Below are 18638 nucleotides of genomic sequence, written 5' to 3'. Positions count from 1 at the left end.
TTACTCTACTATAAAATATGGATTTAATAAATTTTCTTTATTATACACTAAAGGTTTTTTGGTATAAAAATCATAAGTCATTTTCCCAACCTCTCTGACTATAGCATCAGCAGCAGCTACATCCCACTCCATAGTAGGAGCTAATCTTGGGTAAATATCTGCTTCATTACTAGCTACCAAACATAGCTTTAAAGAACTTCCCATAGAAATAAATTCTTTTTGCTTAGTTGCTTGAATACTATCTATAAAATCTTTTGTTTGCTCATTTAAGTGTGATTTACTAGCTACAATTTTATAAAAATCATCATTTCTTTGTAAAGGTAGCTTACACCATTTCTAAAAGCACCTTCACCTTTTTTAGCACTATATAGCAGATCCAATGCTGGAGCATAAACTACACCTAAAACCGGAATATCTTTACAAATCAAAGCTATATTTATAGTAAATTCTCCATTTTTGTTAATAAATTCTTTAGTACCATCGATTGGATCTATACACCAAAAATATTCCCAATTTTTTCTTTGTTCATAAGGTATAGCTTTATTTTCTTCTGAAAGTATAGAGATGTTAAATTTAGCAAGCTCTTTACAAATAATCTCATTTGAGATGATATCTGCTTCACTTAAAGGTGAATTATCATCTTTATAAGAAATTTTAAAATCTTTATTATAAATTTCTAAGACTCTTTTACCTGCTTTTATGGCTATGAAAGTTATGTCTTTTAAGTTAATCTGACTAAACATGATTAACCTTTTCTTTAAATTCCCTTTTCAACTTCCTAATTTCAAATAGTAACTTGATATATCCACCCTTATACCAAGTTTTATTAGCTTTTATAAGAGCTTCTCCTACTTTATAAGTTAAACATTCTTTTTCTTTTAAGGCTTCTTTATAATCAGGATAATCTTCTAATGGAGGTAGTTTTAAAGAAGGATCTTTTTTTATTTTTTCTTGATGGATTTTTTGTTCTTGTTTATGTTTATCTTTTATATAGGATAATACAAAAGGCATTCTTATATAACCAAGTATAGATTTAGAATTTATTATCATAGCTTGACCTAGTTTATAAGAGAGTTGGTTTTGGATTCTTGCTTTGGCTGTACTGTGTTTAGTTTGGAAAGATAGTTTTGATTGGGTTTGATTGAGTTGAGTTAGTTTTTCTTGTATACCACTTTGCAATTGATTAATATGATTTATATTGGAATTTATAATATCGTCTTTTTCTTTTATGGTTTTATTAAGAGTATTATTTAAGTTTTGGATAATATGCTCCTTATCTACAATACTTTGGTTTTTAGTTTTAATAATATCAGCTATAAATTCAGCTATTTTATCCCAATACTCTGGTTTCATTTCTTTGAGTTCGTAATTTTCTTTATAATTAGTCAAATCCTTTTTAGGAAACAATCTTTCTTTGCGAGGAAAGAATTCCTTCCTTACCCATTCATTTGATTCTTCAAAATAATCTATATATACACCAATAATCTTTTTCGGTGGTTTAAATTCGAGTTCACCTTTTTCGGTAAAATATTTATCAACAAAATATATAATATCCTCAAATCTGTTTTTTATAAAAAAAATATCATATTTATTAATTTTATCCAACAATTTAAAACCCAATAAATTTAAGCTACAATTTTTATATTTTGGAATTAATAAATTATCAGACCATGGTATATTTAAAAGCATAAAAAAATCACGAAACAAATCATTCATATAAAATTCTGCTTTGTCAAACAAACGAACGTAAATATTATCTTTAGAAAAAATATCAATATAAAATTGCAAAATTTTTTTATAATCGAATAAATGCTTAAGTGGATGATCTTGTGGTTCATATAAATAAGAAAGAAATCCATGAAATCCTTTAACATCTTGTGATGCAAGTGATTTTAATAATAAATCTTGAGATTTTATATAACATATTATATCAATATCTATAAAGCCCAATTCTTTGAAAAAATTATAAATTGATTTTACAAAACTTAAGTTATATGATTCACAAAAAAAACCTTCAGATGAAAACAACTGAATATAACGACTATTTAATACTATTTCATTTTTTAGCTCTGAAAATACTTTATTAAATTTTGTTGTTAAAAAATATTTTTCATAATTTTGTTCAATATGATTCTTATGACATTCCATTAGCATATAAACAATATCACCATGTTGATGATCATATATCTGAGTCGTTCGAGGATAATAATAACCGTGAAGCTTTAAATAATCGTTGTTTTTGTATAAAAAATCTTGTATAGATGTTGTTCCAGTTTTCATATTGCCAATATGTACAATAGCCTTCATAACACAAACCCTATTCTATGTTCTAATAGAAAAATAAAATTTTGTTAAAAAATTTTTTATTCTATTTAATTTTTTATTTCTTATAGTATTTGTATCATGCCAACGATAAGAAAATAAAATTTCATTAGTAAATTTATATTTACCCAATTTGGAAAGTTGCAAATGTATAAACCAATCTTCCATAGGTGCTTTTGCTGTAAATTTTTCTATTTTTTTTAATTTTTCTGCACGAATTAAATAACCATTTGGAATATAATTACCTTTTATGAGGGTTCGATAACTTCCAAAATTTTTCATATCTTTTGAAATTTCTTTCACCCTAGGGTGTTTATAGCAAAAATACTCCCAGAAAGTATTGTACCCTTCATTAAATTTAACAATATTTTGCTTAATATCCCAAGCTATGCGATTAGAATTGCAATCTATAATTTCACTATCCCCAACAACCAACACTATTTTATCATCACGTGATATTATTTGATATAATGTGCTTATTGCTTTTTCATTTTGAATCCTATCATCAGAAGCCAATAAATAAATATATTCGCCATTTGACAATTCAATCAACTCATTCAATGTTTCATAAATACCTTTGTTTTGTCTTGTCATTGAATTAAAATTAGAAAATCTCACTCTACATTTTTTTTCCAATTCGATTATTTTAAGCCAAGTTAAGTCAGAAGACCCATCATCTAAAATAATTAATTCTAAATTGCCATAGTCTTGACATATAACTGATTCTATACATTCTTGAATATAATTTTGATGATTATAAGCAGGAATTAATATAGAAATCAAAGGTAAAGATCTACTCATCGTACTGGTTAACCACCTCGATAACTTTAGAAACCTCCCATTCTTCCATAATAGGAGATATAGGTAAACTTAACACCTCATTATGAATTTGCTCAGTTATAGGAAAAGATAAATGATTCCACTCTTTGTAAGCTTCTTGTTTATGAGGTGGTATTGGATAATGAATAATACTTTCAATTTTATTTTTGCTCAAATAAGCTTGAAATTTATCTCTATTTTTTACACGAACAACAAACAAATGCCACACATGAGACATCTCATCTTGCATTCGTGGTAAAACAACCATCGGGTTTTTAATACCATTTAAATACCGCCTTGCTATTTTTCTACGCTCTTGATTGTCTTGATCCAAAAAAGCAAGTTTGACATTTAAAATCGCTGCTTGAATTTCATCAAGTCTAGAATTAAAACCTTTATAGATATTATGATATTTTTTATGTGAACCATAGTTTGACAATGCTTGCATTTTACAATACAACTCCTCATCATTGGTTATGATACAACCACCATCCCCCAAACAACCTAAATTTTTTCCGGGATAAAATGAAAAAGCCGCAGCCTTTGAAAGGCTGCCAACTTTTTTCCCGTTTAATGTTGCACCGTGAGCTTGCGCTGCATCTTCAAATACTATTAAGTTGTATTTTTTTGCAATGGTGTAAATTTCTTCCATAGGCGCAGCTTGTCCGTATAAATGAACAGCCATAATAGCCCTTGTTTTTGGCGTAATTTTATCTTCAATTAATTTTGGATCAATATTGTAAGTCTCTATATCAGGTTCTACTAATATAGGTTTATAACCATTATCGCTTATAGCCAAAATTGTAGCAATATAAGTATTGGCTGGCACTATAACCTCATCATCTTGTTTTAATCCGGAAGCTTTTAACATAATTCTAAGCCCATCTAATCCATTTGCTACACCTAAACAATATTTTACACCACAATAATCGGCATAATTTTTTGCAAACTCTTCATTTTTTTTGCCATGAATATACCAGCCACTATCTAAAACTTCTTTAATCTCATGATTAATTTTTTCTTGAAATCTATCATTAATTTTATATAAATCTAAAAATTTAATCATTTTTTTCCTTTTAAAAAATTATAAATTTTTATTATAAATAATAAATCTATACGATAAACATTGGTTGTTTTTCTTATCCTAATTAAAGGAAAATACAAAACATACATATCTGTAATACTTAACTCTGATTTTATTGTTTTACATAATTCTATTTTACCAAATAATTTATATTTTACACTGTTTAAAAATATAGAATAAGAAAATATACAGAAATTAAATATCTTAACTTTTTTTTCCTTACTAAAAATATTCATCTTCTCAAAATCATAAAAATAAGAAGTTGATTTCTCAACATGCTCTTCTAGCATTTTTATATTCTCAAAATGATTATTCTGTAAATGATCAAAAGCTTTTTCTCCCAACACCTTCTTCTTTTTTTTAATATATATATCATCTAAAATATCTTTAATCGTTATAGTATTAAACCCCAAATCATCTAATTGCTCATTAAACCACCCCAAACAATACTTTCTACATTCGTGCAAATAGACAAATTTATCATTCTTAAAGAAAGTTAATTGATGAGGAGTTACAACACAAGGAATTTTTAATTTAGCTCCCTCCAATATTGATGTTCCCATACCAAATAACACATCTATATTTTTGATTAAAAATAAATCTCTTTCTTTACCAATCAATACACCATGTTGTATAATATTAATATTATTATATTTTTTTATATATTTATTTAAAAATAATTTTTCATTACCATCTCCTATTATATGGATATTAATTGGTAAAATATAGTTTAATTTTTCTAAATTATCCAATATATTAAATATACTATAAATTTTATCACGACATATTCTTCCTAAAATAGCTATGTTAACTTGAGATGCAAGAACATTATCACCCTTTGATGAAAAATATTCCTCATTTTTATTTATTACAACTGGAAGATATCTTTCTTTTGGATTTTTTATATACTTTTTAACTTCCAAAAAATGGGCGTAATCGCAATAAACAACACTTTTAGTATTCTCAAAATAATACAGCATTTTTAACAAAGAATCATTGTTTAAATGATATTTTGATTGCAAAACCATTGTACAACAATTGTGCCAATTAACAAATAGAAACTTAGAATTTTTATGTAATTTTGGAATTGAATGAGGCAAATACACAGGCATAATGCAAACCACAGGAAAATTATCAAAAATAAAACTCTCGTTATCATTATATATAAGACGATTAATTTTTTTATTTAAAGTAATACCAGTTCCACTATTTGCATAATCAACATAATACACAGTGTAATTTTTTTTTTCAGAAAGATTATTTGCTAGTTGCGCCATATAAAATGGACCACCAGATATCTCATTCCAAGGAAAATAAAATAAAATTTTATCTATTTTTTTCATCGTTCTATCAACTCCATAATGAAACTATTTTTTAAAACTAAAAAACATATTCTTTTTTTAAAATATTCTGAATACTTTAACGGAGAAATAAGCTTTGCCCCTAACTGTTTAAAAATTTTTTGAGCTTTTTCTATATCCTCAACAATATAACCAAAGTGATACATTTTAATGCCATTATCAATCCAATGATTCAAAGTGTTTGAATTTGATAAATTTTCCAAAAGTTCTAACCTTGGTTGATTTGTTGCAATGATAAATTGCCCTCTTATTCCTTGATTTACATCAACAAAAGGATTGCCCTCCTTAAAATAACCAAGAAATTTATAACTGAAAAATTCTTTTTCAATATCATCACAAGCAACCCCTATATGATGAAACTCAAATAGTCCAAGTTCTTTTTTTAAATTTCTAGAAAAAATCCTAAAAACTTTATTTTCCAATAAAGGTTTTATTACACACACATAATGTTCATAGTCTGTATAGTGCTCAATCGCATCAAATATTTTATCATCTAATGTAAAAAAATTATTCAGCTTAGACCTAAATTTTTCTTGAATTAACTCATGAAACTCAACTACAGGCTTATTATCAGCAATTGTTCTGCAATAAATTTCATTCAAATTTAACTTTTGAAAAGCAACTTCAAATATTAATAATATGCTTTCAAATGAAGCTAGCGATCCTTTTTGTAAAATCCATCTACCCCATTCAGCTTTTGAATGCTCAATATTATAAATAGATATCAATCCTTCTAGATTTCCATTTATTTTATTTTCAATTACAAAATAGTAATCGTTATCTTTTTCCATATACTGCTTAATCCATTCTTTTTGTTTTTGAATATCGCAGGATATTGGGTGAACATAACGAGTTCTCTCTAAATCTTCTGTCCGAATATGAATAATAAAGTCCGCATCGTCAGTATTAACCATTCTTAATCTATAATTTAATCCTTCTTGTATAATGTTTTTTTTCATCTAGCAATCTTTTTTTCTAAAAAATGAAATATTTTATTTAAAGTTTTCATCTCAATAATTTCATTCTCATCAAACATACATCCAAATTCTTCCTCTAAAGCCATAACAATTTCAATATGAGTAAAAGAACTCCATTGCATTGGATTATTTGCATTCTTGATTAACTCTTCTTTGGATATTTTTGAAATTTTCGAAATTATTTCTAATGCTTGATCCATATCAATTTCCTTTTATTATAGTTTTAATAAAATCATTTGTGTTAGTATAGTTAAAAATACGTGATTTTACAAGATAATCCCGGAATTTATCTTTAGCAAATTTTTCTGCTGGCAAATTTCTTTCTCCTTTTCTAAAAAGAACTTTTAGTCTAGATACATTCGCTTTTTTTAACATTTTTTCTACACAGCCTAAAATTATTAAATCATCCAATCCTCTTCCTAGCGCCCTACAACTAACAAAACATTCTTCTAATATCAATACTTCATCTTTTATATATCCCACACAAACACCTATAATTCCACTATTTGATAGTCTATCCTCCAGCTCAATACTTGCAACTATATAACTATTATTCTCCATTCTATTTAAAATTTCACTTTCACTATAACGCATATAATTAAAGATAAATTGATTTGTCTTATTCGCAAGTTCTGAAATTCTTGAAATTTGATTATAATTATCAAAATTATAAGTTATTAAGATATCAAGACTTTTTAAATAGTCTTCATTGGACATAGTGTTTTTTATTTGCTCACGCACCTCATTAGCCAATGTATCTTTCTGTCTAACAGAATCCTCAATATTACTACGTAATTTTAATAATCTAGGATAATTTGTTAAAATATCATATGTTTTGTTTGCATCACTCAAAGCTAAAATAAAATTACACGTATTAAATACAGATAAAACAGATAAAATTTCGCCAGGATTATCATCAATAAACAATACACTATCTACATTTATATTAAGCTTAGAAACTATTTTTTGAATAGACTTTGACTTACAATCCCAATTGGCCATAATATAAGAAAAATCATCAAGCTGTAAAGGAAAATCTTTTCTTGATACAAATAATTTTTTAACATCATCTAAATTATTTTTAGATGCAATTGATAAAAAATAGCCCTCTTCTTTTTTCTTTTTTAGTGCTTCTTGCAATCTATGGTGACCAGAGGTCAATATAACTCCGTTTATACCATCTTCACCCAACACACCTTGATACAGCGTATTATCTAAATCTACAATTATTGCTTTCAAATTTGGTTTTAATAAGGCTGGAATATAGCTTAAACCCATTTTTTTTGCAATCTCCATGCACGCTTTATCACTTAAAGATGTTCCAGTAAATTTCTCCAATCTTTTATTAAAAAATTTATTTCCTAGGTTATCTTTGATATCTTCCAAAGAGCAATAATAAAACATCTTATTTTTAAATAGCTCAGAAGATACAGTAGAAACAAGTAAAACTGGCTTATAATACTGCTTCTGTAAAACTTCCAACCTTTGTAAAATAAAATTTTCAGCATTTTCCTCGTATCGGCTTAAATCAACCCAAAAAATTAACATATCTGATTTATAATCTATTTCATTAAAAGAAAAAGAATCATCGTAGCTACTATAGACAAATTCCGCATTTATTTTAGAATAAAACAAATAAGGCTGAATTACGCTTTCAAGAACTTCAAAAGAATGATTTCGATAAACAAATATCTTATATTCTTTTTTCAATGTATTTTCAAAACTAGACAAATCTGCTCTAGAATTTTCCGAAAAAACAAAATTTTGTATCTCAAATATATCCATTACTCACCTTTTTAAATTCACTATAATCATAAATATACTCACCAGGCATATAATACGAATCCGATAAAACCATTAATACTGTTTGTTTTTCAAAATCATACATTCTTTTCCAAGTCATATTATTTACAAAAAGTAGAGATTTTTTATTAAGTAAAAAATTCTGTTTTTTATTTTTGCTTTCAATATTTACTCTACATGAACCTACAACAGGAAACATTATAAATTTTGAAAAAATATTAGCGTGATTTCCTCTTGATTCTTTTATATTTCCATATATATAAAAAATTCTTTTTATAGGAAAATCAATGCTAGTTTTTAAAATCCCCCCCCCCAGTTGTGGCAAGTATATTACTATTTAACCTACTTTTAAATTCCAAGTAATCCGTATCATAATCATCAATATCATAATATTTAGAAGCGATCACCATTATAACGCAGTCTTTCGAGAAGTTGGTAAACTCTCTCCAAATATTATTACCTATATAAAGCCCTTGACTAGGTTGATTTAGATGAATATGCTTTTGAATAATACCATTATCCAAAATAAAATCGCAACTACCCTTTACACACACCACAATTTGCTCTAAATCTTTATGTGCATGCTTTCCTCTTATCTTATCTTGCTGATTACCCCATATATAATAAACCCTTTTTATTTCAAAAGGTATGTTTTTATTACTCTCTAAAGCCACCAAAAACCCATCATTTTGATTTCCTATGGCATTAAAGTTTATTATTTTATAAAATTCATCCATTAGTCTTCCAATATATGTTATACAAAAATCTAAAAAATAACTTCAATCGGTAAATATCATTTCTCTTTACTAGATTATATCTAAGTAATTCTAAATAATGATATAATTTTTTTGGATTTTGAATATAACATTGAAATTTATTTACAATCAACAGATCATTTTTTTTTAAATCCTGTTTAATATTATCTAGCCAATCAAGATCTCGCTCAAGATAAGGTAAAGTTGTATTTTTCTTCTTTTTAATATTTAATCTTGAATTACTTGTGTTATTTTGGTGAATTCTGTATAAAACAAAAGATTCGCTTAATGTTATTCGTTTTCCAAAAAGTTCACACATAATAGCTATATAATAATCATGAAAATTGATATTTTTTGGAAATGGCAATATTTTCTCTTTTAACACCTTATTTATCATCATAGTATTACCCATCACTCCACAAGGTCCAAGTATATGACCCAAATCTTTTTTTAAATTTATTTTGTATTGTTTAAATTTAAAAAAAGATTTATATAGAATTTTTTTATCCTCATCTATCATGATCAAATCACTATGACACATTATTGGTAAATTACATTTTTCTTCCATTTTGGCTATTTCTTTCATTTGTTCTTCTAATTTATTAGGCAGCCAGATATCATCCTGATCGCTGAAGGCCATATAATTCTCACTACAACATTGAAGAAGCTTTTCAAAATTCTTAATAAAGCCCATATTTGTGTTATTCTGATAATATATAATCTTATCGGGATATAAATCCTTATAAGTTCTAATAATATCAATAGTGCTATCTTTTGAACAATCATCACCTATATAAATCTTAATATCTTTATAAGTTTGATTTAAAATCGAGTCAATTTGCTCTTTTAAATATTTCTCACCATTATATGTGGCAAGCAAAACCGCAACTGTATTATTCATATTTTTTTAAATACCACTCTACTGTTTTTACTATACCTGTATCAAAATTCTCATCGGCTTTCCAACCAAGTTGCTTTTCAATTTTACTAGCATCAATAGCATAGCGTCTATCATGTCCTGCCCTATCTTCCACAAAGGTAATTTGTGTTTTATAGCTAATATTTTTTGGTCTATATTGATCTAATAATTCGCATACTTTATAAGCAATCTGTAGATTTGTCCTCTCATTTCTACCACCAATATTATAAGTATGACCTGATCTTCCACCATGAAAAGCAAGATCAATACCTTTGCAATGATCCAAAACATACAACCAATCTCGAATATTTTTCCCATCTCCATAAATTGGGATTTTATTACCCGCCAATGCATTTCGTATGATTGTAGGTATTAATTTTTCATCATGCTGTTTTGGTCCATAATTATTAGAACAATTAGTAATAATAGTATTTAATCCATAGGTTTCATGATAAGATCTTACAAGCATATCAGAACTAGCCTTGCTAGCAGAATAAGGTGAATTTGGAGCATAAGGAGTATTTTCTGTAAAAAAACCGCATTCCCCTAAAGTCCCATAAACCTCATCTGTGCTTATATGATGGAATCTACAATTTTGATATTTATCTTTATATACAAATGGCTTCTCCATCCAATGTTTATATGCTATATTTAGCAGATTGAATGTTCCATTTATATTTGTTTGAATAAAAATTTCAGGATTTTTAATAGAATTATCAACATGCGATTCTGCAGCAAAGTGAATAACACCTTGGATGTTATATTCTTCAAAAAGAAATTGAACCAGCTCTTGATTACAAATATCTCCTCTTATAAATTTAAATCTAGGATTATTTTGACACTCCTTTAAATTTTCCAATTTACCTGCATACGTTAAAAGATCAAGATTAATTAAAATATAATCCTTGTATTTCTCTAAAAAATACGACACAAAATTCGAACCAATAAAACCTGCTGTTCCTGTAAGTAATAAATTTTTCATAAAATATCATCCTTCTGCAATATACTTATGCATTTTTCCAAACTATCTTTCCAATGTGGAATTTCAATATGAAATTTTTCTTTAATTTTCTGTTTATTTAACACACTATAAGAAGGTCTTAAAGCTAATGCCAAAAAATCTTTACTTTCTATAGGTTTGATATTGCAATCTAATTGCGATAACTTCATTATCTCTTTTGCAAAATCATACCAACTAGCAATACCCTCGTTAGAATAATGATAAATTTCTGGTTTATCATTTTGTATATATGGTAAAATATTTAAAATTACTTCAGCTAAATCTCTGGCATATGTAGGTGTCCCTATCTGATCATAGACAACATTAATCTCTTCTTTTTTTTTGCCAAGATTTCTTATAGTATGGACAAAATTTCTTTTATAATTACTGTATAGCCATGATGTTCTTATGACAATTGTATTTTTCGGGCTAATATCTACAATCACTTGCTCACCTCTTAACTTTGACTTACCATAAATATTCAAAGGTTCAGTCTTATCGTCTTCTTTATAAGGAATACAACTTTTTCCATCAAAAACATAATCAGTAGAAATATGAATAAAAGTTAAATTATATTTTTTAGCCAAATCTGCTATATTTTCAACACTATTATAATTAAGCATATAAGCTTCTTTCTGTTTGACTTCCGCTAAATTTACATCAGTATATGCAGCACAATTAATTATATAATCAAACTTATATTTATCAATAAAATACTCTAGTAAATTTTTATCTTGTATATTTATTTGTGTTTTATCAAAAAAAACATACTATATTTTTTTTTATACAAGCTAAATAATTCCTGAAAAGTCTTTCCTAATTGACCATTAGATCCCAAGATAGCAATGCTTCTACTCATAATAATCCACGTTATAATCAAAAAAATCTTGAATTTGCTCAAGTGTAGGCAAATACAGATCTTTATCAGAAATTAAAACTTCGGAATCATTTACACCCCAATCAATTTTTAACTGTGGATCATTATACAATATACCTCTTTCACTCTTTGGATTATAAAAATTATCAACCATATAAGAAACTTTTGTAAAATCCTCTAATGCTATAAAACCATGCGCAAATCCACGAGGAACAAATAACAATATATTATCTTCAGCCCTTACTGTAATCTTGATATGTTCTAAAAAAGTTGGACTATCCTTGCGTAAATCTACAATCACATCTAAAATTCTACCGCTAATAACATTTATTAATTTAGTTTGCGCAAAAGGGTGTATTTGGTAATGCAAACCTCTTATGGTATTTTTTTTTGAGCAACTTTCGTTTTCTTGAACAAAATCTATATTTTTACATATTTTCTCTGTAATTTTTTTTTGGTGAAAAACTTCTGTAAAATATCCCCTGTTATCAAAAAACAATTCTTTCTTTATTAGCTTAACATCATTAAAATTCGTATTAATTATTTGCATCAAAACTCATTTAAAATAAATATTCTCTGATATTTTTGATAGATATTGACCATATTGATTTTTTAATAAAGGTTTTGCTAGCTTTAGCAATTGCTTTTTGGTGATATATCCTTTATTATAAGCTATTTCTTCTAAACATGCTATTTTTAAAGCCTGTCTTTTTTCTAATGTCTGCACGTAAATATTAGCATCCAATAGAGAATCATGCGTACCTGTATCAAACCATGTATAACCTCTCCCCATAATCTCAACATTTAATCTTTCTTCTTCAAGATATATTTGATTTAAAGAAGTAATTTCTAATTCACCTCTGTTTGATGGCTTTACCAGCTTTGCTTTTGATACAACATCATTAGGATAAAAATATAACCCTGTAACCGCATAATTACTTTTTGGTTTTTCTGGTTTCTCCTCTATACTAATCACTCTACCTTGTTGATCAAATTCTACAACACCATATCTTTCAGGATCGTTAACATAGTAGCCAAAAACAGTAGCCTTAGAATTATTTTTTGCTCTTTCTACACTGTCTACCAGCAAATATGATAATCCTTGACCATAAAAAATATTATCACCTAGTATCAAACAAACATCATCATTGCCTATAAATTCTTCACCTAACAAAAAAGCTTGCGCCAAGCCATCAGGACTTGGCTGTTCCTTATAACACAATGTAATTCCCAACTCGCACCCATCTCCTAGTAATTCTTGGAATCTTGGCAAATCTTTAGGTGTGGATATAATTAAAATTTCTTTTATTCCAGACAGCATCAAAATCGATAATGGATAATAAATCATAGGTTTATCATAAATTGGCAACAATTGTTTACTAGTGCCTTTTGTTATTGGATAGAGCCTAGTGCCACTTCCACCTGCTAAAATTATGCCCTTCATCGCAACTCCTTATATAAAAACTACTTACACATTTCCTATCGCATAAAGTTGTATAACACCTGCTATTTTTTCATTTTGCGTAACAACAATTTCTTTGATCTTATGTTTTAGCATCAACTCTTCTGCTTCACTTGCCATAGCACTTGCTTCTATGGTTTTTGGACTCTCACTCATGATTTCTTTAGCTTTAAAATCAAATCTTGGCTTATCATTTGCTCTTAATGCTCTTCTTAAATCACCATCTGTGATGATTCCAACTAGTTTTTCATTCTCAAGTACTATACAAAGTCCTAATTTACCACTAGTCATCACATCAACTAGCTCATTAAATTCACTCTCAGGACTTACTATAGGTAGATTATTTGACACCATCAAATCACCTACTCTAGTTAAAAGCTTTCTACCCAAGCTTCCCCCTGGATGAAATAAAGCAAAATCATCAAGTCTAAAATTCCTTGCCCTCATTAAAGCTACCGCTATAGCATCACCCATCGCTAAAGTAGCCGTGGTAGAAGAAGTTGGAGCTAATTGAAGCGGGCAAGCTTCTTTTTTTACCGCTATGTTTATAAAAATATCTGCTTGTTTAGCTAGGGTAGAGTTTTGATTGCCCGCCATGACAATTAAAGGAATTTTTCTTTTTTTAATCACTGGTATGAGTTTTAAAACCTCTTCAGTTTCTCCTGAATTTGAAATAGCCAAAAGCATATCCTCACTTGTAAGCATACCAAGATCTCCATGCAAAGCTTCACCTGGGTGCATAAAAAAGCTTGGAGTACCTGTGCTAGCTAAGGTCGCAGCTATCTTAGCTCCTATATGGCCTGACTTACCCATGCCACTTACTACACATCTGCCTTTGATAGATAAAATCAGCTCAATGGCTTTATTAAAACCTTCATCTAAATTATCACGTAAATCTAAAATTGTTTTTGATTCTATCTCAAAAACTTCTTTGGCTATTTTAATCGCATTTATTTGACTCATCTAAATTCCTATATATTTAACACTACATTAGTTGCAATAGCTATTTGGTATAAAATTTGTGTTAGCATGCTAAAGACTTGTAAATTTTGACTATCTACTTTTGGTAAAACTAAAATAGAATCTCCTGCTTTGATATCCGCTGAACTTCTACCACTATATTTAGTTGCTTTACCATTAGCATTGATTACCAAAACTCTTGATATATCTGCTCTATCGCTAAAACCACCTGCTAAGTTGATATAATATCTTAATTTTTCTTTATCCATATATACAAATGCACCTGGTATAGAAACTTCACCTTGAACTAAAACAAGATTATTTTTACTAGGTACATTTACTACATCACCTTCTTCTAATACTATAGAATTATACGCTTTGACATTATCTATAACGATTTGTCCTTTTGGCTGAGCTTGTTTTGCACGTGCAATAAATTCTAAAATCGTCTTAGCTTGAGTAGCTCTAATGCTAGCTTGCTCAGCATTAACTGAAGAACTTGTTAGAGCTAGTGTTTCAAGCTCTTTAAGCTGAGCTTCTATAAGTTGTTTTTGAGTAGCTGCTACACTTTTTCTAAAAACCTGTAAGGCATTGATGTTTGATTGATCATTAACTGTAATCATTTTAGCAAGTTCAGCTAAAGTTGTGCCTTTTTTTATCACCACCGAGTGCAAACCACTATGCTCACCTTCTATGCTAATGCTAATATTTTGCGCAGTATAATCAGGTCTAAACTCTATCTCATCGCCATTGTATAATTTCACGCCTAAAAATTGCTTTTTACTGTAAGCATCCACATGTAATTTATGATCATCTCTATAACTTTTTACCACAGCATTAGTTACTATAGGCTTAGCTCCCGCAACTTTGGCTATATCTTCTAAATTTAAAATATCATTACTGAGCTCAAATCTAAAAGGTTTTTGCACATCTCCTTCTACAAAAACATACTTTTGTACACTACCCACTAAAATCACATCACCCATTCTAAAAGGAAAAAGATCAAGCTGACCTTTAAGTAAAAAATCATATAAATCTACTTTTTTAATGACTTTATTATCTCTTAAAATTTGAATATCTCTAAAACTACCATATTCTAAATTAATTCCACTTGCTTTATCTAAATACTGTATAATAGAATCTGAACTTAATCCTTGATAAAGACCAGGTTGATTTACATTTCCTGTAACAAATACCGATACATTTTGATAAATATCCATATCTGCATATACATAGACATTGCTTTTATAAATTTTATTAATAGCTTTTGTAATGACTTGCACCAAAGCACTATTTTTCACACCCAAAAGATTAATAGCACCTACTTTTGGTATGAAAATATTTCCTTGAGAATCTACTGTTAAAGTTTGTATAAACTCTACCGCACCCCAAATTTTTACATTAATCCTATCGCCTACTGCTAGTTTATAGTCAGGATTATAAACATGTTGGGTAAATTTAGTAAAATTACCATTAAATAAATGTGCACCAAATACTTTAGTAATTGGAGTTTGAGTTTGATTAAAATCACTTTGGTTGTTATCATAATTTATAATTTGTGGCTCTAAAGATGGAGCTAATGGTTGATTTTGAATTTTCGCAATTTGAGAAACATCTACCGCTGAAAATAAAAACAAAGGTAAAAGTAAAAATAAAAATATCTTTTTCATTAGTATCTATGCTCCTCTATAATCATTTTAATAAATTTAACAATTCCATAAATCAAAGATAAAATCATAAAAGCCGTGAGTATATTATACAAAGCTTCTGGGTATTTAGCACTTTGAGGTAAACTTGGACTTTGCACTATAACTACCTGCTTTATCTTTCTTAAAGCCTCTATCCTAGCACTCTCATAAGCTTTTAATGCAGCTGTATAAGCACTTTCTGCAAAACCTGCTTCTATGGTTAGATCTTGGAATTTAGCTGCAAGATCATTAAGCTTTTGAGAGGATTTTGGGGATGAAACTTTAGATTTTTCTTTTTGAAGTTGTTTTTTCAAAGCTGTGATTTCACTTTTTATTGTGACAATTTGCGGTGCATTATCATTAATATAACTTTGCATCATTAAAAGCTCAGCTTCTTTAGCTGCTATTTTTGATTCAAGTTCAGCAATGAGTTTTAGAGTGCCTTCTGCTTGTTTAAGTGGATCAAATACCCCATATTTATTTTGAAAAGCTAAAAGCTCATCTTTAGCCTTTTGGTATCTTTTTTTAAACTGCAAAAGCTCTTCTTCAGCAAATTGCATTTGATCTCTTGCGGCTTTGTGTGAAATTTCATTGATAAATTTTTCGCTTTCTTTAACTATAGTTGAAGCTATCAAATGTGCACTTTGTGGATCAAAACCTTCAACTTCTACACGTAAAAGCCCATTAGCTGAGTTTTCTTGAGTAATCTTAACACGGTTTTGATAATACTTTAAAAACTCTTCCTGATTAGCAGATGAAGAAATACTATAAAAAAAATCAAGTTTTTGTTTTTGATATAATTCACGAATTTGAATTTTTTCTTCTAAGATATTTAGCATATCTAAAGAATGAATATAAGATTTTAAGAAAGTTATATCCTCGCTCGAAAAAGAATTATTAGTCAAAAATGCAGCAATTCCGGTGATAGCTCCGCTATCTCCTGTGGTTGATTTCACACTTAAAACACTTTCACTCACATAGCGATTTGCTGCTATAAAAATATAATAAAATACAACAAATGCTGTTAAAATCAATACTATTTTAAAAGAGTTAAGTATCTTTAAATTTTTAAACTTTTTTAATAAATCATTTTGCATTTATTTTTCCTTGATACACCGCTATGCCCTCATCTACATCATTATATATAGTAGCTTGTCCATCTTGCATAAATATAATTTTATCACACCATTGTTTAATTTCAGCTACATTATGCGAAACCATGATAACTTTTGACTGACTTAATTTTTCTTTATAGATTTTAGAGCTTTTTTCTCTAAATTTAGGATCTCCCACGGCACCTGCTTCATCAATCAAATAATAATCAAAATCAAATGCCATGCTTAAACCAAAAGATATTCTAGCACTCATACCTGCTGAGTAAGTATTCATAGGCTCATCAAAAAATTTACCAAGCTCAGCAAAATCTTCAACAAATTTAATCTTCTCTTCTAAAGCCTTTCCTTTATAACCATATACTCTAGCCACAAAACGTGCATTGTCCCTTGCTGAAAGTCTGTGTTGAAACGCACCTGCTAAGCCTAGAGGCCAAGATAATTTTTTATTAGTGATAATTTTGCCTCTATCAGGAAGCAATGAGCCACTTAAAAGTTTCATTAAAGTAGATTTTCCAGCACCATTGCGTCCCATTAAACCTATACTGCAATTTTCAGGGAATTCAAAACTTAAGTTTTTAAAAACATAATGCCTTCCACCATTACGCAAAGGAAAAGATTTGGTTAAATTAACTAATTTTATCATTGTACCACTATCAACTTTTCTCTAGTAAAATAATAAAAAAATAATCCCAAAAACAAAATCACACTTAAACATGCAATAGGATAGTAGTAATTATAATCATCAAGCAATGGATAATTTTGAAAAAAATTATATTTTAAAAGCTCCATAATATGCAAAAGTGGATTATAATATAAAATGTCTAAAATAGGTTTTGGAACTATCCATATAGGAAATACTACCAAAGCTGTCCAGTATAAAACTATATTTAAATAACTTAAAGCCATTTTTAAAGGCTCTGCAAAATGTCCTGCTATAGCAAAACACATCCCTATAGCAAAGCCAAATACTACAAGCAAAAAGAATGAAAACATCGCTTCTAAAAAATGCTTAGGTATAACTTGCATATGTAAAAACCAACCTGCCAAAAACATCACACAAATAAAAATAGTAAAATAAATACAAAACTCAAGCAATGCTCTTGCAATAAATACATGTATAGGGCGAATAGGTTTATAAGAAAAAAGAGCTAAATTAGCCCCAATACCATGTAAAAGTTGATTAATGATACTTCTAAACATAAAAAAAGGTATAATTCCTACTGCTAAAAATAAAAAGATAGAAACACCTTCAGGCATGATTTGATGATAGAATTCTCTAATAGCTGTTATAATAGAAGTGATTGCCAAAACCACCATCATAGGCTCTCCAATCACCCAAAAATAGCCCAAATATTTATTAATACCAAATCTTGTCTTTAACTCTCTAAAAAAAAGAGCATGTATGACATTAAACATATTTTTAGCAAACCTTATTTAAATTTTCAAAATTCTTATATTATACTTTTTTATCTTATATAATATTTAACAAGGTTTAA

Annotated in this window: 19 protein-coding genes and 1 pseudogene; all 20 read right to left on the bottom strand. The window is 28.2% G+C overall.

Translation table 11 applies throughout. The annotated features are described in order from the left end of the window. The 20 genes and pseudogenes from cysQ to L8U98_RS00775 all read right to left on the bottom strand — a co-directional run bounded on the left by cysQ (position 1) and on the right by L8U98_RS00775 (position 18558). A pseudogene (gene cysQ, locus L8U98_RS00870) lies at positions 1-743 on the bottom strand (3'(2'),5'-bisphosphate nucleotidase CysQ). Next, positions 736-2307 carry a hypothetical protein gene (locus L8U98_RS00865; protein ID WP_263724647.1) on the bottom strand — a complete coding sequence of 524 codons (1572 nt, stop codon included), beginning with the start codon at positions 2305-2307 and terminating at the stop codon, positions 736-738. Before L8U98_RS00865 ends, cysQ begins: the two are co-directional and overlap by 8 nt. A gap of 15 nt (positions 2308-2322) precedes the next feature. After that, positions 2323-3123 (bottom strand): glycosyltransferase, encoded by an 801-nt coding sequence (locus L8U98_RS00860; protein WP_263724648.1) that lies wholly within the window; start codon positions 3121-3123, stop codon positions 2323-2325. Then, on the bottom strand, positions 3116-4207 hold the full coding sequence (locus L8U98_RS00855; RefSeq protein WP_263724649.1) for a DegT/DnrJ/EryC1/StrS family aminotransferase: 1092 nt from the start codon (positions 4205-4207) through the stop codon (positions 3116-3118). The genes L8U98_RS00860 and L8U98_RS00855 overlap by 8 nt, the downstream gene beginning before the upstream one ends. After that, complete coding sequence (locus L8U98_RS00850) at positions 4204-5568, bottom strand: hypothetical protein (RefSeq protein ID WP_263724650.1); 1365 nt, start codon at positions 5566-5568, stop codon at positions 4204-4206. Before L8U98_RS00850 ends, L8U98_RS00855 begins: the two co-directional genes overlap by 4 nt. Continuing rightward, on the bottom strand, positions 5565-6545 hold the full coding sequence (locus L8U98_RS00845; protein ID WP_263724651.1) for a GNAT family N-acetyltransferase: 981 nt from the start codon (positions 6543-6545) through the stop codon (positions 5565-5567). The genes L8U98_RS00850 and L8U98_RS00845 overlap by 4 nt, the downstream gene beginning before the upstream one ends. Beyond that, the gene (locus L8U98_RS00840) at positions 6542-6763 is read right to left on the bottom strand and encodes an acyl carrier protein (RefSeq protein WP_263724652.1); all 222 of its coding nucleotides are present in this window, start codon (positions 6761-6763) and stop codon (positions 6542-6544) included. The genes L8U98_RS00845 and L8U98_RS00840 overlap by 4 nt, the downstream gene beginning before the upstream one ends. Before the next feature lies 1 nt (position 6764). Continuing rightward, entirely contained in the window at positions 6765-8348 is a 1584-nt protein-coding gene (locus tag L8U98_RS00835; protein ID WP_263724653.1) for an HAD-IIIC family phosphatase, read from the bottom strand. Beyond that, positions 8335-8691: a sugar 3,4-ketoisomerase gene (locus L8U98_RS00830; RefSeq protein ID WP_263724654.1), complete on the bottom strand. Its 357-nt coding sequence runs from the start codon at positions 8689-8691 to the stop codon at positions 8335-8337. Before L8U98_RS00830 ends, L8U98_RS00835 begins: the two co-directional genes overlap by 14 nt. Then, entirely contained in the window at positions 8657-9103 is a 447-nt protein-coding gene (locus L8U98_RS00825) for a sugar 3,4-ketoisomerase (protein ID WP_263724655.1), read from the bottom strand. The genes L8U98_RS00830 and L8U98_RS00825 overlap by 35 nt, the downstream gene beginning before the upstream one ends. Then, positions 9096-10022, bottom strand: a complete 927-nt coding sequence (locus L8U98_RS00820) for a glycosyltransferase family 2 protein (protein WP_263724656.1) — start codon at positions 10020-10022, stop codon at positions 9096-9098. The genes L8U98_RS00825 and L8U98_RS00820 overlap by 8 nt, the downstream gene beginning before the upstream one ends. Further along, the gene (rfbB, locus tag L8U98_RS00815; RefSeq protein ID WP_263724657.1) at positions 10015-11022 is read right to left on the bottom strand and encodes a dTDP-glucose 4,6-dehydratase; all 1008 of its coding nucleotides are present in this window, start codon (positions 11020-11022) and stop codon (positions 10015-10017) included. Before rfbB ends, L8U98_RS00820 begins: the two co-directional genes overlap by 8 nt. Next, positions 11019-11750, bottom strand: coding sequence for a dTDP-4-dehydrorhamnose reductase (rfbD, locus tag L8U98_RS00810; RefSeq protein ID WP_263737838.1), 732 nt, complete (start codon positions 11748-11750; stop codon positions 11019-11021). Before rfbD ends, rfbB begins: the two co-directional genes overlap by 4 nt. A 141-nt stretch (positions 11751-11891) precedes the next feature. Continuing rightward, positions 11892-12467, bottom strand: a complete 576-nt coding sequence (gene rfbC, locus L8U98_RS00805; protein WP_263724659.1) for a dTDP-4-dehydrorhamnose 3,5-epimerase — start codon at positions 12465-12467, stop codon at positions 11892-11894. A 6-nt stretch (positions 12468-12473) separates the two neighbouring features. Beyond that, complete coding sequence (gene rfbA, locus L8U98_RS00800; protein WP_263724660.1) at positions 12474-13361, bottom strand: glucose-1-phosphate thymidylyltransferase RfbA; 888 nt, start codon at positions 13359-13361, stop codon at positions 12474-12476. A 24-nt stretch (positions 13362-13385) separates the two neighbouring features. Beyond that, positions 13386-14333, bottom strand: a complete 948-nt coding sequence (locus tag L8U98_RS00795; protein ID WP_263724742.1) for a KpsF/GutQ family sugar-phosphate isomerase — start codon at positions 14331-14333, stop codon at positions 13386-13388. A gap of 17 nt (positions 14334-14350) precedes the next feature. Then, entirely contained in the window at positions 14351-16009 is a 1659-nt protein-coding gene (locus L8U98_RS00790) for a polysaccharide biosynthesis/export family protein (protein WP_263724661.1), read from the bottom strand. Then, a complete protein-coding gene (locus L8U98_RS00785) occupies positions 16009-17124 on the bottom strand; it encodes a capsule biosynthesis protein (protein WP_263724662.1) in 1116 nt (371 codons plus the stop codon). Before L8U98_RS00785 ends, L8U98_RS00790 begins: the two co-directional genes overlap by 1 nt. Further along, positions 17114-17785, bottom strand: a complete 672-nt coding sequence (locus L8U98_RS00780; RefSeq protein ID WP_257938575.1) for an ABC transporter ATP-binding protein — start codon at positions 17783-17785, stop codon at positions 17114-17116. The genes L8U98_RS00785 and L8U98_RS00780 overlap by 11 nt, the downstream gene beginning before the upstream one ends. Beyond that, positions 17782-18558 (bottom strand): ABC transporter permease, encoded by a 777-nt coding sequence (locus L8U98_RS00775; protein WP_263724663.1) that lies wholly within the window; start codon positions 18556-18558, stop codon positions 17782-17784. The genes L8U98_RS00780 and L8U98_RS00775 overlap by 4 nt, the downstream gene beginning before the upstream one ends. Between the last annotated feature and the right edge of the window lie 80 nt (positions 18559-18638).

The sequence above is a fragment of the Campylobacter sp. RKI_CA19_01128 genome, assembly GCF_025771175.1.
Taxonomy (GTDB): domain Bacteria; phylum Campylobacterota; class Campylobacteria; order Campylobacterales; family Campylobacteraceae; genus Campylobacter_D.
This window is presented reverse-complemented; position numbering and strand designations above follow the sequence as displayed.